The 24322-nt window shown below is 69.4% G+C and carries 24 protein-coding genes and 1 tRNA gene; 4 read left to right on the top strand and 21 right to left on the bottom strand.

Annotated features, from left to right (window positions below; all coding sequences use genetic code 11):
* Window positions 1-12 precede the first annotated feature (12 nt).
* From DL991_RS21725 to dacB, 8 genes are all read right to left on the bottom strand, one after another.
* Entirely contained in the window at window positions 13-846 is an 834-nt protein-coding gene (locus DL991_RS21725) for an ESX secretion-associated protein EspG (RefSeq protein WP_125786172.1), read from the bottom strand.
* 196 nt (window positions 847-1042) lie between these two features.
* Complete coding sequence (locus DL991_RS21730) at window positions 1043-1837, bottom strand: ESX secretion-associated protein EspG (protein ID WP_125786173.1); 795 nt, start codon at window positions 1835-1837, stop codon at window positions 1043-1045.
* Window positions 1838-1902: 65 nt separating this feature from the next.
* A complete protein-coding gene (locus DL991_RS21735) occupies window positions 1903-3276 on the bottom strand; it encodes a WXG100 family type VII secretion target (protein WP_125786174.1) in 1374 nt (457 codons plus the stop codon).
* Window positions 3277-3293: 17 nt separating this feature from the next.
* A complete protein-coding gene (locus DL991_RS21740; RefSeq protein ID WP_125786175.1) occupies window positions 3294-3659 on the bottom strand; it encodes a hypothetical protein in 366 nt (121 codons plus the stop codon).
* Between the two features lie 145 nt (window positions 3660-3804).
* A complete protein-coding gene (hpt, locus tag DL991_RS21745) occupies window positions 3805-4368 on the bottom strand; it encodes a hypoxanthine phosphoribosyltransferase (RefSeq protein WP_125786176.1) in 564 nt (187 codons plus the stop codon).
* Window positions 4369-4381: 13 nt separating this feature from the next.
* The gene (tilS, locus tag DL991_RS21750; RefSeq protein WP_125786177.1) at window positions 4382-5356 is read right to left on the bottom strand and encodes a tRNA lysidine(34) synthetase TilS; all 975 of its coding nucleotides are present in this window, start codon (window positions 5354-5356) and stop codon (window positions 4382-4384) included.
* Entirely contained in the window at window positions 5353-6381 is a 1029-nt protein-coding gene (locus DL991_RS21755) for a zinc-dependent metalloprotease (RefSeq protein ID WP_125786256.1), read from the bottom strand. Before DL991_RS21755 ends, tilS begins: the two co-directional genes overlap by 4 nt.
* A gap of 100 nt (window positions 6382-6481) precedes the next feature.
* Window positions 6482-8578: a D-alanyl-D-alanine carboxypeptidase/D-alanyl-D-alanine-endopeptidase gene (gene dacB / locus DL991_RS21760; RefSeq protein ID WP_199754025.1), complete on the bottom strand. Its 2097-nt coding sequence runs from the start codon at window positions 8576-8578 to the stop codon at window positions 6482-6484.
* A 167-nt stretch (window positions 8579-8745) separates the two neighbouring features.
* On the opposite strand from dacB, the gene DL991_RS21765 reads away from it, so the two are divergent.
* The gene (locus tag DL991_RS21765) at window positions 8746-9264 is read left to right on the top strand and encodes an inorganic diphosphatase (RefSeq protein ID WP_125786179.1); all 519 of its coding nucleotides are present in this window, start codon (window positions 8746-8748) and stop codon (window positions 9262-9264) included.
* Between the two features lie 77 nt (window positions 9265-9341).
* Here DL991_RS21765 and glyA read toward each other — a convergent pair whose 3' ends face one another.
* The 6 genes from glyA to DL991_RS21795 form a co-directional block, all read right to left on the bottom strand.
* Window positions 9342-10610 carry a serine hydroxymethyltransferase gene (glyA, locus tag DL991_RS21770; protein WP_125786180.1) on the bottom strand — a complete coding sequence of 423 codons (1269 nt, stop codon included), beginning with the start codon at window positions 10608-10610 and terminating at the stop codon, window positions 9342-9344.
* A gap of 111 nt (window positions 10611-10721) precedes the next feature.
* Window positions 10722-11135, bottom strand: coding sequence for a hypothetical protein (locus tag DL991_RS21775; RefSeq protein WP_125786181.1), 414 nt, complete (start codon window positions 11133-11135; stop codon window positions 10722-10724).
* On the bottom strand, window positions 11132-11563 hold the full coding sequence (locus DL991_RS21780) for an uL11 family ribosomal protein (RefSeq protein ID WP_125786182.1): 432 nt from the start codon (window positions 11561-11563) through the stop codon (window positions 11132-11134). Before DL991_RS21780 ends, DL991_RS21775 begins: the two co-directional genes overlap by 4 nt.
* Window positions 11564-11597: 34 nt before the next feature.
* Window positions 11598-12119 carry a gamma carbonic anhydrase family protein gene (locus DL991_RS21785; protein WP_125786183.1) on the bottom strand — a complete coding sequence of 174 codons (522 nt, stop codon included), beginning with the start codon at window positions 12117-12119 and terminating at the stop codon, window positions 11598-11600.
* A gap of 85 nt (window positions 12120-12204) precedes the next feature.
* Entirely contained in the window at window positions 12205-13431 is a 1227-nt protein-coding gene (locus DL991_RS21790) for a M14 family metallopeptidase (protein WP_125786257.1), read from the bottom strand.
* 116 nt (window positions 13432-13547) lie between these two features.
* Window positions 13548-14135: a TetR/AcrR family transcriptional regulator gene (locus tag DL991_RS21795; protein WP_125786184.1), complete on the bottom strand. Its 588-nt coding sequence runs from the start codon at window positions 14133-14135 to the stop codon at window positions 13548-13550.
* A 123-nt stretch (window positions 14136-14258) separates the two neighbouring features.
* Here DL991_RS21795 and DL991_RS21800 point away from each other — a divergent pair, with 123 nt between their 5' ends.
* A complete protein-coding gene (locus tag DL991_RS21800; protein ID WP_125786185.1) occupies window positions 14259-14723 on the top strand; it encodes a GreA/GreB family elongation factor in 465 nt (154 codons plus the stop codon).
* A gap of 88 nt (window positions 14724-14811) precedes the next feature.
* Here DL991_RS21800 and DL991_RS21805 read toward each other — a convergent pair whose 3' ends face one another.
* The 6 genes from DL991_RS21805 to DL991_RS21830 all read right to left on the bottom strand — a co-directional run bounded on the left by DL991_RS21805 (window position 14812) and on the right by DL991_RS21830 (window position 21050).
* Window positions 14812-16344, bottom strand: coding sequence for a PstS family phosphate ABC transporter substrate-binding protein (locus DL991_RS21805; RefSeq protein ID WP_125786186.1), 1533 nt, complete (start codon window positions 16342-16344; stop codon window positions 14812-14814).
* A 72-nt stretch (window positions 16345-16416) separates the two neighbouring features.
* Window positions 16417-17904: an NAD(P)/FAD-dependent oxidoreductase gene (locus tag DL991_RS21810; protein WP_125786187.1), complete on the bottom strand. Its 1488-nt coding sequence runs from the start codon at window positions 17902-17904 to the stop codon at window positions 16417-16419.
* Window positions 17901-18386 (bottom strand): FAD-dependent oxidoreductase, encoded by a 486-nt coding sequence (locus DL991_RS21815; protein WP_125786188.1) that lies wholly within the window; start codon window positions 18384-18386, stop codon window positions 17901-17903. The genes DL991_RS21810 and DL991_RS21815 overlap by 4 nt, the downstream gene beginning before the upstream one ends.
* A complete protein-coding gene (locus DL991_RS21820; protein WP_125786189.1) occupies window positions 18383-19312 on the bottom strand; it encodes a ferritin-like domain-containing protein in 930 nt (309 codons plus the stop codon). The genes DL991_RS21815 and DL991_RS21820 overlap by 4 nt, the downstream gene beginning before the upstream one ends.
* The gene (locus DL991_RS21825) at window positions 19312-20124 is read right to left on the bottom strand and encodes an SDR family oxidoreductase (RefSeq protein WP_199754026.1); all 813 of its coding nucleotides are present in this window, start codon (window positions 20122-20124) and stop codon (window positions 19312-19314) included. Before DL991_RS21825 ends, DL991_RS21820 begins: the two co-directional genes overlap by 1 nt.
* Window positions 20124-21050, bottom strand: coding sequence for an alpha/beta hydrolase (locus tag DL991_RS21830; protein WP_199754027.1), 927 nt, complete (start codon window positions 21048-21050; stop codon window positions 20124-20126). Before DL991_RS21830 ends, DL991_RS21825 begins: the two co-directional genes overlap by 1 nt.
* Before the next feature lie 44 nt (window positions 21051-21094).
* Here DL991_RS21830 and DL991_RS21835 point away from each other — a divergent pair, with 44 nt between their 5' ends.
* Window positions 21095-21721, top strand: a complete 627-nt coding sequence (locus DL991_RS21835; RefSeq protein WP_125786191.1) for a TetR/AcrR family transcriptional regulator — start codon at window positions 21095-21097, stop codon at window positions 21719-21721.
* Window positions 21722-21816: 95 nt separating this feature from the next.
* Here the strand turns inward: DL991_RS21835 and DL991_RS21840 are convergent.
* A tRNA-Thr gene (locus DL991_RS21840) sits at window positions 21817-21890 on the bottom strand.
* Between the two features lie 140 nt (window positions 21891-22030).
* Between DL991_RS21840 and DL991_RS21845 the strand changes: the two genes are divergently transcribed.
* Window positions 22031-23746 (top strand): hypothetical protein, encoded by a 1716-nt coding sequence (locus tag DL991_RS21845; protein WP_125786192.1) that lies wholly within the window; start codon window positions 22031-22033, stop codon window positions 23744-23746.
* Window positions 23747-24322 lie beyond the last annotated feature (576 nt).

Below are 24322 nucleotides of genomic sequence, written 5' to 3' on the forward strand. Positions count from 1 at the left end.
GGGGCGGCCACCCTAACGTGTGTCAACCGCCACACCAGCGGCCATTTCGCCCAGTCGCGTGCGCAGTGTCTTGATGTCGGCGGGTGACACGGTGACCCATTCGCGGCCGTCCGGACCTGCCTGTGACGTGCTGAGGTAGCGCCCGCTGGCGGTGTCGAACCAGCCGAGGACCCGTGACCGCTGCTTGGCGCCCACGTGGGACCGGCTGTTCGCTGCCAGCTGACCGCCGCGCAGCCTCGGCTGGCCGGTGAGCTTGCCGAACGCCTCACGCGGATCCGCGGTGATGCGTTCACTGAGCGAGACGCGGGACTTCTCCTTGCGACGGACCTTCGCCGCTTCGGGCTCCTCGGCTTTCTTCGTCGGGTTGACGGCGGCGCGGATCGGCTCGGTGCGGCGGGCGTCGTCGATCGGCAGCGTGACGGACGCCTCGGAGCCGCGCTGACCCGGCGGCAGCAGCTCGACGACCGCCGTCGGGAGGCCGTCGGCGGGTGCCTCCCGCAGCCAGATCCCGGACTGGTCCTGGATCGCGATCACCCCGTCGCGGCCGTCGGTGGCGCCGAGCAGGGCGACCGTCGGGGCCTGGAACTCCGGGATGTGCAGCGCGTCGATGGTCAGCGAACCGCGGGCGAGGAGGTACAGCCAATCCTCGATCCTCCGCTCCAGCCTTCCCCGGGCGTCGCGGATCCCGCGGGCCTGGAGTTCGACGTCGGCGCGCTGGCGCAGCGCCCGGCGCTCGGCCTCCGTCGCGCCGTGCGAACGGACGCGCAGCGGATAAGGCAGGTCGCCGAGCTCGGCGGACTCCCAGAGGAAGTCGAACGCCATCGGTGTGAAGTGTTCTTGGTGCATGCTCCGTGCCCTCCCGGCACCTTGGCTCCTGGGCCTCGGGACACCCAGGGGGTTCACGATAGCGAAGGGGTACGACAGTCGGCGGCCGGATCCGGGAAACGTCCGTGTTCCGGCGCCGGGGCGTGCAATGAAAGGTCCCTTCATTGCAAATTTTGCAATGAAGGGACCTTTCATTGCACGCGAAGGGACCGAGAGGTCAGCGTGCGGGCGAAGCGTCCGCCGCGATCTTCCCCAGCATTTCCGTGAGCCGGTGCCGCAGCGTCGCCGGGTCCGCGGGCGCGATGGTGATCCAGTCCCGTCCGTCGGAACCGCGCGTGGCCTGGGTGAAGTACCGGCCGGACTGGGTGTCGAACCAGCTCAGCACCGAAGACCGGGTGCGCGTGCCGTGTTTGCTGCGCGCGTTGGCGCCGAACTGGCCGCCGCGAAGCCGCGGCTGCGCCTGGAGCCGCGACAGGGCCTTGCGGTCTTCGTCGGACGTCGCCGAGCCGTCGACCTGCGGCTGACGACGCTGGAGGAAGTCCGCGCCGGAGGCGCCGACCAGGCCGTCCAGCGGGAGGGTGATCGACTTCTCCGTGCCGCGCGAACCCGGCGGCAGGAGGGAGACGATCGCGCTCGCGAGGCCGTCCGGGGCGATGGGGTGGAAGTGGAATCCGCGCGGGTCCTGCACCGTCAGCAGGCCTTGCCCGCCGACCAGCGACGCGACCGCGAGCAGCGGTTCGGTGTTGGGATTGTTGAGCTGGACGCAGTCCAGGCTCAGGTCCGGCCGCGCGAGGACACCGAAGTAGTCCTCGATATGCGGCTCGGGGCGGCCGCGTTCGTCGGCGAGACGACGCTGGTTCAGCGACTGGAGCGTCTGCGTCCGCAACGCGCCGCGTTCGTCCATGGTCGCCCCGTGCGAGCGGAGTCGCAGCGGGTACGGCAGCTCACCGGCGTTCGCGCTCTCCCACAGGAAGTCCAGCTCGACCGGGGTGAGCAGGTCACCGTTCGCCATCTTCCGCCCCCAAACAAGTCAGCGGGCGCGCGGCCGGATCGGCCGCGCGCCCGGTGAAAACCGCTCTAGCGTTCGTCGTCTTCGGTCCAGGCGCCGATGACCGGCGGCGGGGTCGCCTCGTTGGCGCCGAAGGCGTCGTCCGGGTCCGGCTCGATGAGGAACGACGCGTGCGTGTGCTCCTCTTCCTGCTCGGCCTGCGCGCCGGGGGCGCCCATGCCCATGCCGCCGCCCATGCCCTGCATCGGCGGCGGGGTGGCGCCGATGGTGCCGCTGGAGGACACGATGCCCTGCTGCGGCACGGCCTGGGACGCGGCGCTCTGCGCGGGGGCCTTCTCGGTGGCCGACGCGTCGGTGCTGTCGGTGTCCTTGGCGCCGGACTTGTTGCCCTGTCCGAGCGCCTTGGCTCCGGCGTAGCCGAGGCCGCCGCCGAGCGCGGCCGCGGTGAGGGCCTGGCCGAGTCCGTTGCCACCGCTCGCCGGGGCGTGCGGGGTCGCCATCGGGGCACCCGCGCCGGAGGCGACGCCGGCACCCGGCGCGACACCGGAAACCGGCAGGTTCCCCGCGGCGGGGGTGTAGCCGGCCTGCGAGAACGAACCCGCGTCCGGACCGGCCTGGAGCGGGGCCCCGACGGCGCCGTGCGCGCCGCCGTAGCCGTGCGTGCCGGCGAGGACCGGCGTACCGGAGACCGCACCCGAGTTGAGGCCCGCGCCGCCGACATTGCCGACACCGCTGAACGAAGCGCTGTTGTGCGTGGCGGTCGGCTTCATGCCGAGGGATTCGGGGCCGAAGCTCGGGGTCGAGCTGTCGACCTCGCTCATCTCCTTGGTGTAGGCCTCGAGGAACCTGGCCTGCTCCGCCCGCACTTCCTTGTCCTGGTCGGCGAGGGGCTTCTGGTCGGTGATCATGCCGACCGGGCCGGCCGCGAGGGCCTGTGCCATCGCCTTCTCCGGGCTGTAGTCGGTCGGCTTCGGCATGAGCTTGACCTTGGTGGCCGCGTCTGCCTGCTTCTGCAGCCTGTCCGACATCGTGTGCGCGGCCTCGGAGGCCTGCGAACCCGAGTTCGCGATGGCGACCAGCGAACCCTGCGCGGCGGCCGCGCCCTGTCCGATCCAGGCGGCGCCGAGTTCGGAGATCGCGTTGTAGAGGTCGTTCGAGGCCTGGCTCAGCTTGCTGCCGTGCGAACCCCAGGACTGGCTGATGCCGGTCGCGGTGCTCGGGTCGTTGCCGAGGTTGGCCTGGTTCCACAGGTCCTGGCTGCTCGCGGCGCTTTCCCAGTTCGGCGGGTTGGTGATGGCGCGGTCGGCGCCGATGTCGAACCCGTCGGAACGGCCGCGGGCGGACGACACGATGCCCTCGGCGTGCGAGTTGTCGCCGAGCTGGACCGGCGTGGTGCTGCTGCTGCTCTCGCCGTAAGAGTCGGCGCTGTGCTTCGGTGGCATGGCTTTCTGACTCCCCCTCAGACGTTACGGAACGGCTCGGCGGCGGCCTGGTCGATCTCGTGGTACCGGGCCATCGCGGTCACGATGCCGGACTCCGCGGCTTCGTACTGCTGGTACAGGTTCTGGAGTGCCGCGGAGTAGGAGTCGCCGCCGCCGTCGGCGCGGTTCGCCACCTTCGCGGCGATCGCGTTGCCGACCGGGTTGTTGCCCAGCTTCGGCGCCTGCCCGAGGTCGCCCGCGCGCTGCAGCAGGGCCTCGACGGCGTCCTTGCCGGTGCGGATCTTGTTCAGGGCGGTCTGGGCCGCGTCCGGGTCGATCCCGACCTGGCCCTGGGCCGCGGCGTTCTTGAACGCGTTCGCGTCCGCCAAGCTGCTGTTCCCCATCTGAGCTCTCTCCGTTTCCCCCGGGCCAGGCCACGACGGCTTCGTCGGCATTGGTCTTCGCATAGGTTAACGCACTTGATCGCAGCCTATGACGCGTTCTCGGTGCTCAGGGTTCCGCATTTCCCCGGACGCGGGCAAGCGGTTCTCAAGACGTGTAAACGTGCGGATCCAGGGTGCCGATGTAGGGCAGGTCCCGGTAACGCTCCGCGTAGTCCAGGCCGTATCCGACTACGAATTCGTTGGGAATGTCGAACCCGATGTACTTGACCGGTACGTCGACCTTGACCGCCTCGGGCTTGCGCAGGAGCGAGACGACCTCGAGCGAGGCCGGGTTGCGGCTGGCGAGGTTCTTCAACAGCCAGGACAGCGTGAGCCCGGAGTCGACGATGTCCTCGACGATGAGCACATCGCGGCCGGCGATGTCGCGGTCGAGGTCCTTGAGGATCCGCACCACGCCGGACGACGACGTCGCCGAGCCGTAGGAGGAGACCGCCATGAACTCGAGCTGCGAAGGAAGAGGGAGTGCCCTGGCGAAGTCGGTCATGAACATCACCGCGCCCTTGAGCACGCCGACGAGCAGGAGGTCTCCCCGCCCCGCTCCGGGGCCGTCGGCCGGATAGTCCGCGGCGACCTGCGCGGCCAGTTCGGCGATCTTGTCGTTGATCTGCTGCTCGGTGACGAGCACGGAGGCGATCTCGCCTTCGTACACGGGACGATCCCCTCTAGGTGGTGGAATGGGGTGCTTCGAGCAAGAGCCTGCCATGCGCCCGCTTGGCCACCAACTCGCCGGGTAGCCAGACCCCGCCTTGACCCCGCCAGTTCCCCACCAGCGCGTCGACGGAACGCAGGTGGGCGTCGGTGAGTTCGCGGACCCCGGAGTCCAGCAGCCACCTGCGGAGGACGCGCCGCCGCAGCGCGGGCGGTTCGGTGGCGAGCACCGCGGCGTCGAGCCCTTCCCCGGTGAAGGCACGCAGGTGGACCTCGTCCGCGAGTGTGTCCAACGCCTCGGTGTCCTCACGCAGCTGCGCCGCCGTGCGGGCCAGCGAGGCCGCGACACCACCGGAAAGCACATCCTCCAGAAGGGGCAGTACTTCCGTCCGTAACCGGACACGGGTGAACCGCGGGTCGTCGTTGTGCGGGTCCTGCCACGGGTCGACGCCGAGCGCCCGGCACGCCTGCCGGGTGGTGGCGCGGGTGACGCCGAGCAGCGGCCGCCCCCATGGCGGGTCGTGCGGCCGCATCCCGGCCACCGATCGCGGTCCGGAGCCCCGGCCGAGGCCGAGCAGGACGGTTTCGGCCTGGTCGTCGAGGGTGTGGCCGAGCAGGACGAGGCCGTGTCCGCCGGGCAGCGCCGAACGCAAGGCGCCGTAGCGGGCCCGGCGGGCCGCGGCTTCCGGCCCACCCGCGCCCTCGACCCGCACTTTCAGGACCTCGGCGGTGTCGGCGCCCAGTGCTCGCGCCGTGCTCGCGGCTTGGGCGGCGGTCTCGGCGGAACCGGTCTGGAGGCCGTGGTCGACGACGAGTGCCCGCACCTTCAGCCCGGCGCGGGAGCCGGTGAACGCCGCCGCTTCGGCCAAGGCCAGGGAGTCCGCGCCACCGGAGACGGCGACACACACCTCGTCGGCAACGGTGGCCGACGCCAGGAAATCCCGTACGGCCGACCGCACGGCCGCGATCGCCGGATCCGGTCCGCTCACCCGTGCAGGCGCCGCACCCAGGCCGCCGGATCGGTGATCTCGGCCCTGGTCGGCAACGTGTTCGGCGAAGTCCACACCGCGTTGAAGCCGTCCATGCCGACGGCGTCGACGACGTGCTTGGTGAACTTCGCGCCCTGTTCGTACTGGCGCAGCTTCGCGTCCACGCCGAGCAGGCTGCGCAACACGCGGTCGATCAGCCCGCCGCCCTTGCGCCGCGCGGTGAACCGCGAACGGATCAGCTCGACACTCGGCACGACCTGCGGCCCGACGGCGTCCATCACGAAATCGGCGTGCCCCTCCAGCAGCGTGGAGAGGGCGAGGAGCCGGTCGAACACCGCGCGTTCGCTCGGCGACTGCAGGAGTTCGGCGAGTCCGGCGCCGCCCGTCTTGCCCTTGCCGATCTGCTTGATGGTGTCCGGCAGACGGCCGACCAGGTCGCTCAGCCCGTCCGCGTCACGGCCGGCGAGCCCGCCGATCAGGCGCTCGACCTCGTCGGCGAAGTAGTCGCGCAGCCAGGTGACCGCGGTGAACTGCAACCGGTGGGTGCATTCGTGCAGGCAGACCCACAGCCGGAAATCGTGCCCCGGCACGTCCATCGCCTGCTGGGCGGCGACCACGTTCGGCGCGACGAGCACCAGCTGCCCACGGCGTTCCGGCCCGCCGAACGGGTCGTACTGGCCGAGCACACGGGAGGCCAGGAAGGCGAGTACCAGACCGGTCTGGACACCGGCGCCACCGGCGAGCACGGGCGCCAGCGGGCCACCTTGGGCCTCCGGCAGCGCGCGCCCGGTGAGCGCGTCGAGCCCCGCGGCCGCCGAACGGACCCAGCCGGGCCTGTCGACGACTTCGGCGGGCAGCAGCGGCAGGTCGAGGCCGAGCCCGGTCAGCTCGCGGACGTGCCCCTCCGCCTCACTGGTCAGCTCACGCAGATCAGCGACGGCTTCTTCGGCCACTTCGCGGTCGACCACCGGACCGCCACGCACCAGGAGGGCGCCCGTCGAGGCGGCCAGGGACCAGTCGACCATCGAACGTGTCTTGGTCGGCGTTTCCTCAGTCACTCTTATGACGCTACCCGCTGAAAGACCGGTTTCCGTCCCGACTTCCTCACGCTCCGATTCCGGTCGCTCACCGGCAGCCGCACTTGTGCAGCGTCGCCGCGACGACGTCGAGCGCGGCCCTGCCCTTGTTCTGGTCCGAACCGGACGACATCAGCGCGAAGACCAGCATCCGGCCATCGGTGTCCAGCACCACGCCCGCCAGGGTGTTCACCCCGGACAGCGTGCCGGTCTTGCCGCGCACCCAGCCGCGGCCCGCGGCCGACGCGGGATCGCCGTAGCGCTTCTCCAGCGTCCCGCTGCCGCCCGCGACGGGAAGGCCCGCCAGCAGGGGCCGCAGTTTGGCCGTCCGCGGATCCTTGCCGTCCGGCGCCGCCGCGACCGCGAGGATCTCGCTGAGCGCCTTGGCCGGGATCTTGTTCTGGTCGGACAGTCCGCTGCCGTCGTTGATCTGGACGCCGGTGAGGTCGAATCCGGCCTGCTTGAGCACGTCCATCGTCGCGGCCGCGCCGCCGGTGAACGACGGCTCGGCGCCCTTCGTGAGCGCGAGCTGGCGGGCGAGGACGTCGGCCATCAGGTTGTCCGAAAGCTGCAGCAGCGAGTTGGCGAACTCCGCGAGCGGCTGCGACTTGACCTCGCCGAGCACCTTCGCGTCCTTCGGCGCCGTCGTCGTACCGCCGGGTTGGGCTTCGAGCTTCCCCGCGATCTTCTGGGTCAGCGCGGCCGCCGGGTTCGCGATACGGGGCGAATGGTCGTTCTTCGGATCGGTGCGGCCGCCGTCGGCCATCACGGGGAGGACCGGCGCCATGTAGGTGTTCCCGGCGGCGGTGTCCTCCGGGTCCCAGCCCTTCGCGGACGTCGGCCCCTTGAACAGGCTGATGTCCAGCTGGACCTTGGAGATCTTGCCGCCGCCTGCCTTCTTGACCTGGGCGACGAGGTCGTCGACGTGCGCGGCGCCCGGGTACAGCGGCGAGTCGGTGCCCAGCGGCAGCGACGTCAGCGAGGGGTCGCCGCCCGCGACGAGGATCACCGTGCCCGGCTCGGCGCCCTGGACGATCTTCGTCGAGAACTGCGTCCCGTGGTCCATCGACAGCAGCGCGGCCGCCACGACGAGGATCTTCGTGGTCGACGCCGGGGTCAGCGGGGTGCCGGAGTTCTTGTCCCAGAGGACGTCACCGGTCGCCGCGTCCACGACGGTGCCGGTGAGCGTGCCGAGGTCGGCGGCGCCGGCGGGGCCGGCCAGCGCGGCCGCGAGAGCTTCCTTCGTCGGCGCGACGCCGTTGACGTCGGGCCCGTGCAGGACCCGGGTGACACCGGCGGGCTTCGGGATCTCACCCTTCGGCGCGTTCGGCGCCCAGGGCAGGCCGAGCCGGTTCGACACCTTCGGCATCGCGGCGGCGCCGCCCATCCCGGCGAGCAACAGCACGACGACCAGGGTCGTGATCAGCAGGGCCTTGCGCTTGCGCTTCGGCTTCGGCGCGGGCGCGGCCTCGGTTTCGGCTGCCGGGGGTTCCTGGGACGGCGGCTCGGGCCGCTGGATCCCGACGGTGGCTTCGGAGTCGAAGCGCTCTTCGGACGGCTCGATGCGGACCGGGCGCGCGTGCATGGTCGCGGACGGGACCGGCGCGGGAAGCGGCGGCTCGACCCGGCTCTGCTCGGGACGGCGCGGCGGCTCCTGACGCGGCTGTTCCTGCCTCGGGGGTTCCTGGCGCTGGGGTTCCTGGCTCTGGGGTTCCTGTCTCGGCTCGGGTCTCGAGGGTTCGGCGTCACGCGGCGGGGTGGCGGCGCCCCGGTCGAACTGGTCCCAGTCCGGTTCGTCCTTGTGCTGCGGCTGGATCGGCTTGACGAACAGCGTCTTCGGCTCTTCGTGCTGCTCCGGCTCGACCGGCGTCACCGGCGTCACCGGCTCGAAGGCGGACCACTGCGGTGTCGGGGTCTCCGGAACGTCCGGTTCCTCATCGATGTCGCTGACCTCGACCACGGGCTGGAACCACGAGCCACTTTCGGGTGTGACCTTCGGCACTGACAACTCTTCTGTCTTGCCGTTCGCCAAGCCCGACATGGGCAGCCAGACGGTGGCCTCACCCTCCCTCTTGGCACCCTTGGGCTCGGCGGATGAGGTGTCCTTGTCGTCCGACGGCCACATCGGGACATCGTTTTCCGGCACGCAACGCTCCTTCATCCACCGTCCGGGGAAGGGGCCAAGCTCACATACGACCACATCGATGCGACCGCCCGAGCCCCCGTGGTCCACACTAGTGAAGACAAGACCATGAACTCGGTGAGCCGTCCGCGACGGCGGGGCGTACCAAAGACGAGAGCAGCGAGGCCGGCGTGGAATTCGACGTCACTATCGAAATCCCCAAGGGGGAGCGCAACAAGTACGAGGTGGACCACAAGACCGGTCGGATCAAACTCGACCGGACGCTGTTCACCGCCACGCAGTACCCCGCCGACTACGGGTTCATCGACGACACCCTCGGCCAGGACGGCGACCCGCTCGACGTGCTGGTGCTCGTCCAGGAGCCGACCTTCCCCGGCTGCCTGATCCGCTGCCGCGCGATCGGCATGTTCCGGATGACCGACGAGAAGGGCCCGGACGACAAGGTCCTCGCGGTCCCGACGAACGACCCGCGCCTGGAGCACCTGCGCGACATCCACCACCTCAACGAGTTCCACAAGCTCGAGATCCAGCACTTCTTCGAGGTGTACAAGGACCTGGAGCCGGGCAAGAGCGTCGAGGGTTCGAGCTGGGTCGGGCGGTCCGAGGCCGAGGCCGAGATCCAGCGTTCGTTCGAGCGCGAGACCGACCGGCTGGCCAAGGAGGCCGTCGACGGTCCGGCGGCTCACTAGTCGCTTAAGCACCGAAGGGGCCCTTCACCGCATCGCGTGCGGTGAAGGGCCCCTTCGCGTCTTGCTCTAAGAACCTTCTACGCCGAGTAGCCCGGGATCGGGAACGGCGCCAGGAACTCGCGGATCTCGGCGGCGATGGTGTCCAAAGCGGACTGTTCCTCGCCCGCCGCCGCGGTGATCGTGCGGTCGATCCAGTTCGCGACCTGCGTCTGGTGCTCCGGTTTGAGCCCGCGCGTGGTGATCGCGGAGGTGCCGAGCCGGATGCCGGACGGGTCGAACGGTTTGCGCGGGTCGAACGGCACGGTGTTGTAGTTCAGTTCGATCCCGGCGCGGTCCAGCGCCTGCGCGGCCGGTTTGCCCGGCACGTTCTTGTTCGTCAGGTCGATGAGCAGCAGGTGGTTGTCGGTGCCGCCGGACACGAGGTCGTAGCCGCGTTCCACCAGCGCTTCCGCCAGCGCGCGGGCGTTGGCGACGATCGTGTGCGCGTACTCGGCGAACTCCGGCTTCTGCGCCTCGCCCAGCGCGACGGCGATCGCGGCGGTCGTGTGGTTGTGCGGGCCGCCTTGCAGACCGGGGAACACCGCCTTGTCGACGGCCTTCGCGTGGTCGGCGTCGGAGAGGATCATCGCGCCGCGCGGACCGCGCAGGGTCTTGTGCGTGGTCGTGGTGATGACCTGCGCGTGCCCGACCGGCGACGGGTGCGCGCCGCCGGCGACGAGCCCGGCGATATGCGCGATGTCGGCGACCAGGACGGCGTCGACCTCGCGGGCGATCTCCGCGAACGCCGGGAAGTCGATGGTGCGCGGGATCGCGGTGCCGCCCGCGAAGATCAGCTTCGGCCGGTGCTTCAACGCGAGTTCGCGGACCTGGTCGAGGTCGACGCGGCCGGTCTCCTTGCGGACGCCGTAGCGGACCGGGGTGAACCACTTGCCGGTCGCGGACACACTCCAGCCGTGCGTGAGGTGGCCGCCGTCCGGCAGCGCCATGCCGAGGATGGTGTCGCCCGGCTGCGCGAAAGCGAGGTACACCGCCAAGTTCGCCGGGGAGCCGGAGTAGGGCTGGACGTTCGCGTGGTCGGTGCCGAAGACGGCCTTCGCACGCTCGATGGCGAGTTTCTCGACCTGGTCGATGAGTTGCTGGCCTTCGTAGTACCGCTTGCCGGCGTAGCCCTCGGAGTACTTGTTGGTGAGGACGGTGCCCGTCGCCTCCAGTACGGCCTGGGAGACGTAGTTCTCGGACGCGATCAGGCGGATCTTCTCGTGCTGGCGTTTCGCCTCGTCCTCGACGAGCCCCGCGATCTGCGGGTCGGCGGCGGCGAGCGCGGAAAGTTCGGGCTGGTGTGTCATCGGACGTACTCCTGCCAGAGACGGCCGGACCCAGGCGCGCGGTACCGGCCTTGTCGTCGCTTCCCGGTGGTGCTCCACCTCAAATGGCGCCAGTCGCTGGTGCGGACAAGCCTAGAGCACGGGCCGGGGCTCGGCGTGCGGACGATGTCCGGCGCACCACCGGCGGCTGCATCCGGCAGTGCGATCACAGAACGCCTGCGCGCAGACGGCACAGCGTTTGATCCGCCGCCAGCCGCCGAACGCGACGAGTTCGGCCAGCCCGGAGGCGCCCGCGACCAGGTCACCACAGCCCGGCCACGACGTCACCTGCACGACACGCCAGCCGTTTCCGGCCTCGACCAACCGGGGTGCGGCACCGGTCCCGGCGAGGATCCGGTTGAGCCGGTTCGCGGCCGCGTATTCGTCGGGCAGCGCCGAGACGACTCCGGCGAGCCACGGATTCCCTTGCGCCAAAAGCCTTTCCGCGACCTCGAGGGCCGGGTCGAGGTCGCGGAAAGGCGGGACGATCACGTGCTTGCGCGTCACGGTTCTTCGATCGCGACGCCCATCGAGCGGGCCGTGCCCGCGATCGTGCGCATGGCCGCCTCGAGGTCGCCGGTGTTGAGGTCGGGCAGCTTCCGCTCCGCGATCCCGCGCAGCTGCTCCTGGGTCAGCTTCCCGGCCACCTCATGCCCTGGACGGCCGGATCCCTTGCCGCCCAACGCTTTCTTGATGAGGAACGACGCGGGCGGGGTCTTCAGCCGGAGTTCGAAGGAGCGGTCCTCGAACACCGACACGACCACCGGGACGATGTCTCCGCGCTGGGCGGCGGTCGCCGCGTCGTAGGCCTTCTTGACCTCGACGAGGTTCACGCCGGTCTGCCCGAGCGTCTTCCCGAGGTCGACCACCGGCGCGTTGCCGGCGGTCAACTCGAGCGTCGCCTGGTGGGTCTTCTTCTTCGACTTCGGTGCCATACGGCCGAAGCTATGGTCTCCAGTTACTGGAGAGTCAATCGATCGGTTTGATGCCTTCCGCGTGACGGCGCGCCAGCTCCTGGTAGATCGCCGCGTTGTGCTCGACCCAGCCGCGGGCGGTGCCGTCGAGCGGGACGTGCTTCTTCGCCGGGCTGCCCATGGCGACCGTCTCCGGCGGGATGATCATCCCGGGTGTCACCGTGGCACCGGCCGCGACCAGTGCCTTCGCCCCGATCTGCGCCTTGTCGAGCACGGTGGAGCCGTTCCCGATCAGCGCCTGCTCGCCGATCGTGCAGTCGTGCACGAGGCACTGGTGCCCGACGGTGACGTTCTTGCCGACCTCGGTCACGCCGCCGTTGACGTGGATGACCGAGTTGTCCTGGATGTTGGCGCCCTCACGGATGAGGATCCTCCCGAAGTCGGCGCGCAGCACGACGCCGTACCAGACGGAAGCGCCCTTCTCGACGACGACGTCACCGATCAAGGTGGCGGTGGGGGCGATCCACGCTTCGGGATCCACCTGGGGACGGAGCCCCTCGAATTCGAACATCGGCATGCCCCGCACCCTATGCGCCCTAGCGCGTGAAGGCCCCCTTCCCTCGGCTGAGCCGAGGGAAGGGGGCCTTCACGCGCTACAGAGATCAGCCGATGGCGGTGTTCAGCAGGAGGTCCACGGCGCGGTCGTTACGCGTGGTCTCCCGGACGATCACCTCGTCGGGCGGGTAGAAACCGGGGTTGGAGCCCCGCGGGTACATCTCGAAGGTGAAGCTCAGGATCTTGTGGGTGCCCCACATCCAGTCGTCGATCGTCCCGTCCGTGATGTACAGGTCGCTCGACTGCTGCGGCGTGTAGCCGTTGGTCGCCGCCAGCTGCCTGCCCAGCGTCTGGAAACGCTGCGCCTCGGCCGCGGTCATCCCCGGCGCGGTGTCGTTGTAGGTAAAGCCGAACGGCCACAGCACGAGCTCCGAATAGGTGTGGAAGTCGATGCTCGCCTTGATCTGCTGGACGCCGCCGATCTTGCGCGAGTTCACGAAGTTGGACACGGCCCTGGTCTCCGGCGCGGAGAACGCCGACGGGCCGCGGTAGGTCTCGCTGGTCGTCGAGCCGGACGAACCGCCGCAGCAGCCCCAGTTGTAGGCCCAGTTGCGGTTGGGGTCGGTGCCGTTGCCCTGACGGTTCTTGCGCCAGTACTTGTAGCTGCCGCCGGAGATGTCGTACTCCGAGCCGTCCGGGTTGACGTTCGGGATCACGTAGATCTCGGTGCTGTCGACGAAGCGTTTGATCGCCGGGTCGGAGGCGTAGCCCTGGGTGAACCGGTTCACGATCCGCAGGCACATCTCGGTGGTGAGGTGCTCGCGGGCGTGCTGGTTGCAGGTGAAGAGGACTTCGGGCTCGTTCTCGTCCGTGGCGACGTTGTCGCTGATCTTGAGCATGTTCAGCGCGCGGCCCTGGTACGAGTTGCCGACGCTGCTCAGCCGCGCGATCGAGCCGAAATTCGACTGGGCGTTGCGCAGTTCGGTCGTGACCTCGGCGTAGTTGTGGTAGCCGGAGTCCGACGGCGGGAAGTCGTTGATCGCGTTGGTGCCGAGGGTCTCCGACCTGTCGACGACGCCGCGCTGCTCGACACGGAAGCCGAGCGAGCGGATCTTCGCCGCGTCACGCGCTTCGCCGATCACCGTGGTCGTGGAGCCGGAGGTGCCGAGGACGTCGATGCCCAGCCGCGAGAGCTGGGTGCGCTGCTGCGCGGTGGCGGTGCCGAAGACCTCGTAGATCTGGACCTGCGCGTCTTCGGCCTGCTGGTCGGCGGTCGCCGGACTCGCGGCGACCGGGATGGTGAACGCCGCGACGGCCGCGATCGCCACGGCCATGCACCGTCTTATGCGCATCGTCGTCTCCTAGCTCTGGGCAAGGGAAGGGGAACCTCACCATGGCCGGAGCCGGAAGAGGAGAACAATCCGTAACGGTACGGATCTAATGCGTATTTCTACCCGTAGTTCGCGAAACAGAGCGCTTCGATGTCGCCGCGCAGTGCGGCGAACGGCCGCCGCCGGACGCGCTGCTGGACGATCGCGCCGAGCAGGTAGGACAGCAGGGCCCGCGCCCGCGCCCGCGGGTCTTCGACGTCGAGCGGGGCGAGCAGTTCCGCGAGCAGTTCGGTGATCGACGTCAGCATGACGTCGATGGCCTGCGGATGCTGCGCGCGGCCCGCCGCGATCCAGTATTCGAACCAGAGGAAGGCCGCGTTCGGGCGGCCGGAGAACTCGGCGAGGAAGGCTTCGAGCGCCGCGAAGAGCCGCTCATCCGGGTGATCGTGCTTCGCCGAAATTTTGCGCAAATCGGCCGTGAACGTTGTGATGTGCGCCGCCATCGCGCGGTCGATCAGGACGTCGATGTCCGCGAAGTAGTAATGAATCGCACTCTTCGTGAGCGGCCCGGCCTCCGCGATCGCGCGGACGGTGCAACCCGCGAGCCCGTCCCTCGCGAGCACGACACGCGCCGCTTCGACGATCTGTTCCTGTTTCTGCAGCTGATTGGGGGAGAGCCGCGCGCTGCGGCCGGGAACGGCGGTCACGAAGTTCCTTACACCAAGTAGTCAGGACACGAGCCCTGAAGCTTAGGGCAACCGTCCTGGCCGGTCACAGCGGGTGAAAAATCTAGGTGGCTAGCGGCCGATCCGTAGCGGACAATGCGCGGCATGGTGACCTCAGGGGACAACGGGTTCAGCCCGGCCGCACGACGGCAGCTGGAGAAGGAACTCGCCGATCTGCGTGCGCAGCGCGACGCGATGGCGCCGCTCGTCGGCGAGCAGGAACGAACCGGCGACGCCGCCGATCAGGCGGAAGTACTGGACCGCGCGGAGGCCGCCGCCTACCTCGACCGGCGCATCGCCGACGTCGCGGCGAAGCTCGAGCACGGCGGCCGGAACAGCAAGGGCCTGCTCCCCGACGGCACCACCGTCACCCTCAAGTTCTCCGACGGCGACGAAGACGAGCTCCACATCGTCACGATCCCCGGCGAGGACGCCGACGCCTCCACGGTCACTTCGGACAGCCCGCTCGGCCTGGCGCTCGTGGGTGCCAAGGAGGGCGACGAGATCAAGTACCGGACGCCGCGCGGTGAGACCAGCGCCACCGTCGTCACCCTGAAGCCGCCTGCCTGACCTCGGTCCAGGTGGTCGTGAGTGGCGATTCGGGTTCTAACCCGAATCGCCACTCACGACCAACGTGCCCCACTCGCCACCGCGGCCCTCACGCCCCCGGACGGCACAGCACCGGATTCGCCAGTTCGGCGCACGGCCGGTGCCCGTGGGACCGCACGATGTCCTTGCCGACCTGGTTGGTCAGGTACCGCAGGAAGCTCGCGACGAGCGAGTCCGCCTTCGGCTCGCCGAACGTGTACGCGTACTCGGTCTCCCAGAACGGGTACGCCGCGTGGATCGCGCCCTCCAGGGTCGCCTGGTGGCCGTCGATGCGGACCGGCAGCACGTCCTCGCGTTTCGTCGCAGCGCCGAGTTCGCTGTAGCCGAGCGCGCCCGGCACGCGTGACACAGCGTCGAGGACGTCGTTCGTGGACGGCTTCGCGCAGCGCACCACTCCCGGCTGGGCGCCCGGCGCCGGTTTGAGGCAGTCGTCGGAGTTGTCGCCGGGCTCCCGCTTGCCCGCCAGGATCTGCCCCTCGAACGTCCGCCGCGTGCCGGAGTCGGAATGCCGGTCGACGAGCCGGACCGGCCGGTCCTTGCCGCCGATCTCCTTCCAGTTCGCGATCTTGCCGTCGTAGACGTCGCGGATCTGCGCGAGCGACAGGTCCTGGACGCCCGCTTCGGCGTTGATCACGAGCGTGAACAGCGAGAACGCGACCGGTCGCGGCAGCAGTCGCGGGTAGCCCTCGCCCTTGGCGCCGTCGGAGAACGCCAGCGTGCCGTCGTTCCCGGCCTGGTTCAGGCTGCCGAGCCCTTCCGCGCTCCCCCTGCTGTCGAAGGCGAACGACGCGCCCGGGCACGTCTTCGTGTACGAAGCCGTCGCCTCCTTCAGCACCGGCGCGAAAGCCGTCGATCCGGTGATCGTGAGCTTCCCGGACGCGCAGTCCAGCGGAGGCGGCTTCTCGTCGAAGACCAGCGAGCGGGTCAGCTGGACGATGCTGAGCACCACGAGGAAGCAGATCAGCGCGAGCACCGAGGTCGTCGGCCCGGTACGGCTCTTGGTCTCGCGGAGGCTGCCGCCCTTGATCTCGCCGACGACCTGCGGTTCGTCGAAAGCGTCGGGCGAGCCGTTGGGGATGCGGTCGAGTACGGCGAGGATCTTGTAGTGCGCGCCGCGGTTCAGCGGCACCCTCGGCAGGTCGATCACCCCGGCCGGCCGTTCGGGATTCTCGTCACGCGCGCCGAAACCGGAGTCGTCGCCGAAACATTCGTGCAGATGCGGCGAACTGAGCTCGGTCACCACCATCCCGGCCACGGTGCGGCCGGGGAACTTCACGCGGACGCCGACCCGGTCGTTCTCGTTGACCGCGTAGTCGTCGGTGTCGATGTCGGTGGTGCCGTTGTTCTCGATGCGCAGCAGCACGAACGACGGGTCGACGAGCCGCTCGCCGTTCTCGTGCTGGAGTTGCGCCAGCGCGTCGGCCGAGGGCGCGAACCCGCGTCCGGACGCCGTCGGAGTGTCCATCTGCACGCGGTAGCCGAGCCGTTTGCGGCCGACGAGCGCGAACTCCCACAGGAACGCGACGGCCGGGACGGCGATCCCGACCACCGCGAGCAGGACGTCCCAGGGAAAGCCTTCCAAGACCAGCCTCCAGGTTCGGGGAATCGAACCTAAGGCTCATCCCGGCCGGGGACGGCGGACTTCAGCCAGTGTTCACCGGCCGTCCGCGAAGGCGTAGTCGTCGAGGTCGAAGAACCGGCTCGTCACCATCGTTTCCAGCGTGGGCGAGGCACGGAAGGGCACGTCCCCGTTCGCGTCGAAGTAGTAGCTGTTGGCCAGTGCGCAGCTGTCCTGGAAGAACACCTGATGCTTGCGCCGCTCCAGCATGCTCCGGAAGTACCGGTCGTTGGCCTCGTTCGTGACCTCCACGCGGGTCGCGCCGGTCTTACGCGCGTTGCGCAGGCACCGGACGATGTGCGCGGTCTGCGTCTCGATGAGGTTGAAGTACGAGGAACCGTTGTAGCCGTAGGGCCCGAGAATGGTGAACAGGTTCGGGAAGCCGGGCACGCTGACGCCCTGGTAGGCCTGGAACCGGTTCTCCTCCCAGAACTTCTCCAGGTCGGCGCCGCCGGATCCGCGCACGGTGAAGGCGGGCATGTTGCCCTTCTCGAACACCTTGAACCCGGTCGCCAGCACCAGGACGTCGACCGGATGCTCGATGCCGTCGACGGTGCGCACCCCGGATCCGGTGATCGCGTCGATGCTCGTGGTCTCCAGCGTGACGTTGTCCCGGTCGAAGGTCTGGAGGTAGTCGTTGGAGAAGCTCGGCCGCTTGCAGCCCAGGGCATAACGCGGGGTGAGCTTCTCGCGGGTCACCGGGTCTTTCACGGCGCGGCGCAGATGCGCGCGCCCGATCCGCTCCCCCGCGCCCGCGGTCGGCAGGAGACGGTGGAAATGCGCGGCCAGCGGGAAGGTCACTTCGACCAGCGCCTGGCTGGCCAGCCGGGACACCAGTTTCGCGCCGGGCAGCCGCCGCAGCGCGAGCCGCGCCGCCCGCGGCAGGACGGCGTCGGGTTTGGGCAGGCACCAGATCGGCGTGCGCTGGAACACCGTCAGCCTGCCAGCTTCCGGCGCGATGGACGGGATGACCTGCACGGCCGAGGCCCCGGTCCCGACGACGGCGACGCGTTTGCCGCGCAGATCGACGCCGTGGTCCCAGCGGGCGGTGTGCATGACCGTGCCCCGGAAGGCGTCGAGCCCGTCGATGTCCGGCGGCTTCGGCTGGGTGAGCACGCCGGTGGCGCCGACGACGAACCGGGCCGTCATCGACCAGCCGTCGGCGGTTTCGAGGCACCACAGGTGCGTTTCGTCGTCGAAGGTCGCGGAGACGACCTTGCTGCCGAGGCGGGTGCGGCGGCGGATGTCGTACTTGTCGACGCAGTAGTCGGCGTACGCCTTCAGTTCGCGGCCCGGCGCGTAGACCCGCGACCAGCCGGAGATCTGCTCGAACGAGAACTGGTAGCTGAACGACGGGATGTCGACGGCGACGCCGGGATAGGTGTTCCAGTGCCAGGCGCCGCCGACGCCGTCGCCCTCCTCCAGCATCAGGAAGTCCTCGAAGCCGGCTTTTCGAAGCAGGATCGCGGCACCGATCCCGGAGAAACCGCCGCCGATGATCGCGATCTCGTGGTCCGGCGTCATGCGGGAAGTCCTTCCTTGGCGAAAAGCGAACTGGCGCCGAGCACGACGACGTCGACCTGGTGCTCGATACCTTCGGCGGTACGGATTCCGTGGGGTACGAAGGCGTAGACCGGCCAGGTGACGAGCTTGCAGCCGGGCCTTTCGAGCGCGCCGTAGTAGCCGAGACCGGGCGCCGTCCGCCGCGACCCGAAGCGGCGGTCAGGGGTCAGCAACCTGCGGATCCACGGGTCTTTCACCTGCCAGCGCAGGAAGACCCTGGCGACGGCGATGCCGAGGAGGTCCGGCCCGGGGACCGGCATCGGCACCACCCAGTCGGGTTCTTCCTGGAACACCTTCACCACCCGCGCGGTGGCCGCCACCTCGGGCACGATCTGCGCCGCCTCACGGCCGGGAGCGACCACGGCGACACGCTGCCCGGCGAAGTCGCGCCCGAACCACTCGGTGCCGCGCAGCACCTCGCCCCGGAACTCGCCGAGGCTCATGACGCGACCGGTTCGTGGGTGATCTCCTCGGTCCACGACTGCGGCTTTCCCAGCAGCCGCGCGGGGATCAGGCGGGTCATCCTCACCATCGGGTCGGCGAGCAGCCGGTGGTAGACGTGCGAGCGGTCGACGATCATCGCCGCCTGCGCCTTGAGCACGTGGTACGCCGGGATGCGTTTCGTGAACTCGCCGCGGCCGCCGATCGTGGAGAACCGCTTCACGGCGTTGTACAGCTTCTTCTCCGGCAGGCCCATCGCGACGATGTTGTCCCGCATCTTGTTGATCAGCGGGACGAACACCACGATCAGGCCGAGGACGATCTGGGGTTTGAGCGAGCCGACGGATTCGGTGAGCAGCTTGGTCGTGGAGCCGGCGCCGATCAGCTCCAAGACCTCGAAGTCGGCCGTGATGTGCCGGGACTCGTCGGAGTTGATATGCCGGAACACCTGGTGGCACACCGGATCGGAGACCTCTTCCAGCAGGAACTTCACCAGTGCCCCGTCCAGCGCGCATTCCAGCAGCGGGATGAGCGTGGCCAGCGCCGTCAGCGGCAACGTGTCGCCGTAGTCGTCGAGGACCTTGATGGCGAGCTTGACGTTGATGTTCGGCTCGGGCATCGAACCGTCCTGGTCGAGCATGCCCCAGCGCTTCATCAACGCCAGTTCGGCGTTGGCGTGCTTCTGTTCCTCGGCGTGGAAGTAGCGGTAGATCTCCTGGATGACCGGTGTCGGCGCCTTCTTGGCCAGCGAGGCGAACCCGCGGGCGCCGACGTGCTCGATCCATACGAGATCGGCCATGAACGGCCGCATCTTGGCGCGGAGTTCGTCGGTCATCGTCTCCGCGCCGGGCGCGTCCCAGTCGATGTCGGCCAGCGACCACTGCTTGTCCTTGATGGTCCGGAGCATCGCGTCGAAGTCGTAGGCCATCACTTCTCCTTTTCGGCGGGCAGGAACCGGCCGAGCAGACCGGCGATCCGCGTGTACGGGACGGGCACGAAACGCTTGGCGTGCCAGAGAAGCTGAGCGTCGGGTTGCGGCACCACGTACAGGCGGCCGCGATCGTGGGCGTCGAGGGTCATCCGGGCGACGCGTTCCGGCGAGAACCCGACCACATCGGAAACCCGCTGCGCGAGGCCGCGTGCTTCGTCGTCGATGAGCTCCCCACCGAAGATGTTGGTACGCACGAAAGTCGGGCACAGCACGGTGACCGCGACGCCCGTGCCGGACAGCTCGGCGGCCAGCGTCTCCGAAAGACTGACGACCCCGGCCTTGCTCACGTTGTAGGCGGCCATCCTCGGCGCGGCGGTGAAGCCGGCGGCCGAAGCGACATTGATGACGCCGCCCGCCTTCGCCGCCCGCATGGCGGGGACGAAGGTGTGGCAGCCGTGGATCACGCCCCAGAGATTCACGCCGAGGGTGCGCTGCCAATCGGACAGCGGGCTCTCCCCGACGGGTTTGCCGCCGGCGCCGATCCCGGCGTTGTTGATGACGAGGTCCGGCTCGCGGCCGAGCCAGGACCGCGCCTGCTTCGCGAGTTCGACGACCTCGTCCACACTGGACACGTCGCAGGCGATGGCGACCGCGTTCTCTAGCTTCGCGGCGGTTTCCTCGGCCGCTTCGAGGTCGATGTCCGCGCACACGACCCGTCCGCCGCGCCGGACGAGCTCGGTCGCGATCGCCCTCCCGATCCCGCTGCCCGCCCCGGTGACGACGGCGTGCGCTCCGTGGGTCCGTTTCACTAGGCCGCCTTTTCGATCGCTGTCAGATTTTCGGTCAGGAACCGGCAGGCACGCTCCATCGCGGGCCGCGCCTCCGGGACGAAGCGGGTCAATGCCTGGAACACGTGCATCTGACCGGGGACCACCTCGAGTTCACAGTCCGCGCCCGCGCGGCGCAGCGCCCTGGCCAGCTCGATGGCGTCCGCGGCGAGCATTTCGAGCCCACCGGCCTGGATGATCGTCGGCGGGAAGCCCTTGATGTCGTCGAAGGCGAACCGCAGCCGCGCCGAAGCCAGGTCGGCGTCCACTGTGTACAGACCGACGAGCCGGGCGGCCGCGGCAGCGGAGATCATCGGGTCCGGGCTCATGCGTTCTCTCTGGGCGGCCAACGAGAACGTGACGTCGAACAACGGCGAGAAGAGGGCCAGCGCGGCAGGCGGATCCTTGCGTTCCCGGATCAGCTGCGCGGCGAGATCGACCGCGAGATGCCCGCCCGCCGAGTCGCCCGCGACGAGGATCCGCCGATATCCCTGGCCGAGGAGCCGTTCGTAGGCCGCGCGGACGTCGTCGGCGGCGCTCGGGAAACGATGCGGGGGCGCGAGCCGGTACTCGCAGGCGAAGACCGGCAACCCGGTGCCGTCGGAAACCCGCGTGGTCAGCCCGCGATGCGTGCGCGCCGAGCAGAGCGCGTAGCCGCTGCCATGGATGTAGAGGACAACCGCGTCGCCTTCGGTCACTTCGGGACCGCGGACCCACTCGCCGCCGACGCCGGGCTCGACGCGGCTTCCCTTCAAGGGCGGCGAAGCCAGCCACAAACTGCTCGCGATGAAAGCGCGGGAGAACGCGACGCCCGCCCGGCCGGCCGGGATCGCGTTGGCGATCGGCCGCACGAAGGCGGACGTCAGCGCGGCGGCCAAACCGGGTCGCAGGCCATTCTGCGGTCGCATGCCCTCAGAATGAATCTGCGGGCACCTGCTGTCAAGATGGACGGGTGACCGCGTCCCGCCGCTACAGCGGCAAGACCGCCGACGAACGCCGCGCCGAACGACGGCTCGCGCTGCTCGGCGCCGCATTGGACATCTGGCAGGAACAAGGCTGGGCGGCGGTCACCATGCGCGGCGTCTGCGCGCGGGCGAACCTGACGGACCGGTACTTCTACGAGAACTTCGCGAACCGCGACGCCTTGCTCGCCACCGCCTGGGAACAGGTCCGCGACGAGACCCTGCGGATGGTCCTCGACGCCGTCGCCGCCCGGATCGAGCAACCCGCCCTCGACCAGCTCCGCGCCGCCGTCGACGTCGTCGTGCACCACGTGCGGGAAGAGCCGTCCCGCGCGCAGATCCTGTTCGGCGACCACGCGGGCAGCGCGGTGCTGGAGCAACTGCGGCGGCAGACCGTCCAGGAGACCACCGGCCTGCTGATCGAACTCGCGCGGCCACATCTGAAGCCGGACGTCGACGGACTGGAGTTCCGCGTCAACGTCCTGCTGGGCATCGGCGGCTTCGTCGAGATCATGCTCGCTTGGCGCTCCGGCCTGCTCGACGCGGACGCGGACACGCTCGTCGACCACCTCACGGGAGTGGGCACTTCGCTGTCGCGGATGTTCCTCAAAGGGTGACACCAACGGGTGAATTTCGGGGCGGGCCTCATCGCCTGCCCCGGAAACGGGTCAGGGCCCCATCCGGAGTGTCCGAATGGGGCCCTGACCTGCGGAGCCGCCTAGGGGAATCGAACCCCTGACCTATTCATTACGAGTGAATCGCTCTGGCCGACTGAGCTAAGGCGGCGGACATCGGGCTCGCACCCGATGACGGGGACAAGTGTAGCGGAGGCTTGAACGTCACCTTCCGGGGCCACCGTCGTTAAGGTCCTATGACGCCGGTCTCAGTCCCCCAAGATCGGCCCATCCCCACTGGAGGACCTGTTCATGCGGCAACGACTGCCCCGTGTGCTGGCGCTTCCGGCCGCCGCGGCCCTGCTTCTGCTGACCGCGGCCCCGGCGACCGCCCAGACGATTCCGACGACGCCGATCCCCGATCCGGCGAATCCGGGGCAGCCGCCGATGTCGGCGCCGATCGGGCCGCAGCCGCTGGGCAAGGCCGTCGGTGACGCGGGAGCGGCCCTCGGCGTGCTGCGGCTGCTGCCGAACGCGGTGCCGACGAGCGCCATCCTCCCCGGGGCGGGCGAGATGCTGCCGAAGCAGTCCGCGCTCGAAGCCGGGATGGGGCTTTCCAGCGCGCAGGCCAACTCCGAGGCCTACCTGAACTACGAAAAGTCGATCGCGCAGTCGTCGCCGTTCGGCCTGTCCGCCGCCGGCAACGCGCCGCAGACGCCGGGCAGCCTCGTGCAGACGGCGTTGCCGGACAACCCGAAGCCGATCAGCGGCGGCCTCAACGCGCCGAAGAACCCGCTGTTCAACCTCGGCCTGCTCAACGGTGAGGCGCATGCGCGCTGGAGCCCGACGCTCGGTCCGTGCGTCGGCACGATCGCCGACTCGAGCACGTCGATCGCGAACCTCGCGCTGCTGCCGACCATCCCGAACATCCCGGGCGCCGACCAGCTCACCCAGGCTTCGGAACAGCTCAAGTCGGGTCTGTCCGCCCTCGGCCCGCTGGCGAACCTCGGCGGCCTGCTTTCGGGCACCAGCACCAACGCCGACGGCAAGGGCGCCGTGCTGAGCCTGCCGAACACGCTGTCGTCGCGGTCGGTCGTGCGGCTGGTCGACATCCCCGGCTCGAAGAACAAGGCCGTCGAATCGACGTCGACCCTGCAAGCGGCCAACATCGAACTGCTGAAGGGCACACCGCTCGGCCTGACGATCAAGGTCGCCAGCCAGCCGACACTGCGGGTCACCTCGACCGGCGACAAGAAGACGTCGAAGGTCGAGTACACCGCGCCGGTGCTGCAGATCGTCCGCGGCGACAAGGTCCTGTTCACTCTCGATGCGAACAACCCGACCAAGGACATCCCGATCGGCATCCCGCTGCCGTCACTCAAGCAGGCCCCCGGCTTCGAGCAGCTGAAGAACGTGCCGGTCGTCGGTGGACTCGCCGAGATGATGAACGGTGCCACCAAACAGCTTCCCGGTGGCGAGGCCGGGAACGGGCTCACCCTCGACCTCGGCGTGCTGAAGCTGTCGATCGCCGGGCTGAACCAGAAGTCGAGCGACATGACCTCGCCGTTCAAGGGCTTCCAGATGGGTGCCTCGGCGCGGCTGCTGGACCTGCAGATCCTGCCGACGACGGCACTGCAGAAGGCACTCCCGCCGGACGCCGCGAAGAAGCTGCCTTCGTCACTGGCCCAGGTCTCACTCGGCGAGCAGATCGCCCGCGCGTACGCGCCGGCCGGCGGTGTCGAATGCGGCACCGTGACCCCGCCGCCCGCGGGCAACAACGGCGGCGCGGCACCGAAGGGGCCGGTCAAGAACCTGGCCTACACCAACGCGGCCTACGACACGGTGCCGATGTTCTGGTCGGGTACCGCGATGCTGCTGATCGGTGTCGTCCTGGTGGCCGCCATGCCAGGACGCCGCCGGCTCGCGGTGGTCACCGTCTCGGGAGACTCGCCGGATACGCCTGGCTCGGGGCCGGGGTCGGGGTCGCCGGGGTTCAAGCCTTCGCCGCGGCCGCGCTCGGGGGACTAGACGGGGCGAGGAGGGTGATGAACGGTCCTTTCACGCCTTGCCCCCGCGTGAGAGGTCCGTTCGTACCTCCCTCTTAGCCGCCTTTCGGAAGTCAGGGGCCTTCGCCGCTTTGATGCGGTGAAGGCCCCGTTCGCTTCCCCGTGACCGTGTGGATTTCGGTGCGTTGGATGACCAGAAATCCACACAGTCACCGGCTCACCGCCCCGCTCCGGCCGCCTTCGTCACTTCACCACTTCGCTGCGTTTCGCGGCTTCGTGCGCCTTCGCTCACTTCGCCGCTCGCCCCGCCTTCCCCGCCTCCGCTCACATCCCGCTTCCCCGCCTTCGCCGCTTCCCCGCCTCCGCCCACGTCCTGCTTCGCGCGCTTCCCCGCCTTCGCGCGCTTGCCCGCCTTCGCGCACGTCCCGCTTCGCTCACTTCGCCGCCTTCGCGCACTTCCCCATCCGCGAGCGATGCCCCCAATGCCACATTGGGGTCACTGAGCGTCTCCAATGCCACATTGGGGGCATCACGGAACCGCCACCGGCACCGCCCCGAACCCGAAGCCCCTTCACTTACCCACAGCACTTGTCCACAA

The organism is Amycolatopsis sp. WAC 01375 (genome assembly GCF_003947325.1).
Taxonomy (GTDB): Bacteria; Actinomycetota; Actinomycetes; order Mycobacteriales; family Pseudonocardiaceae; genus Amycolatopsis.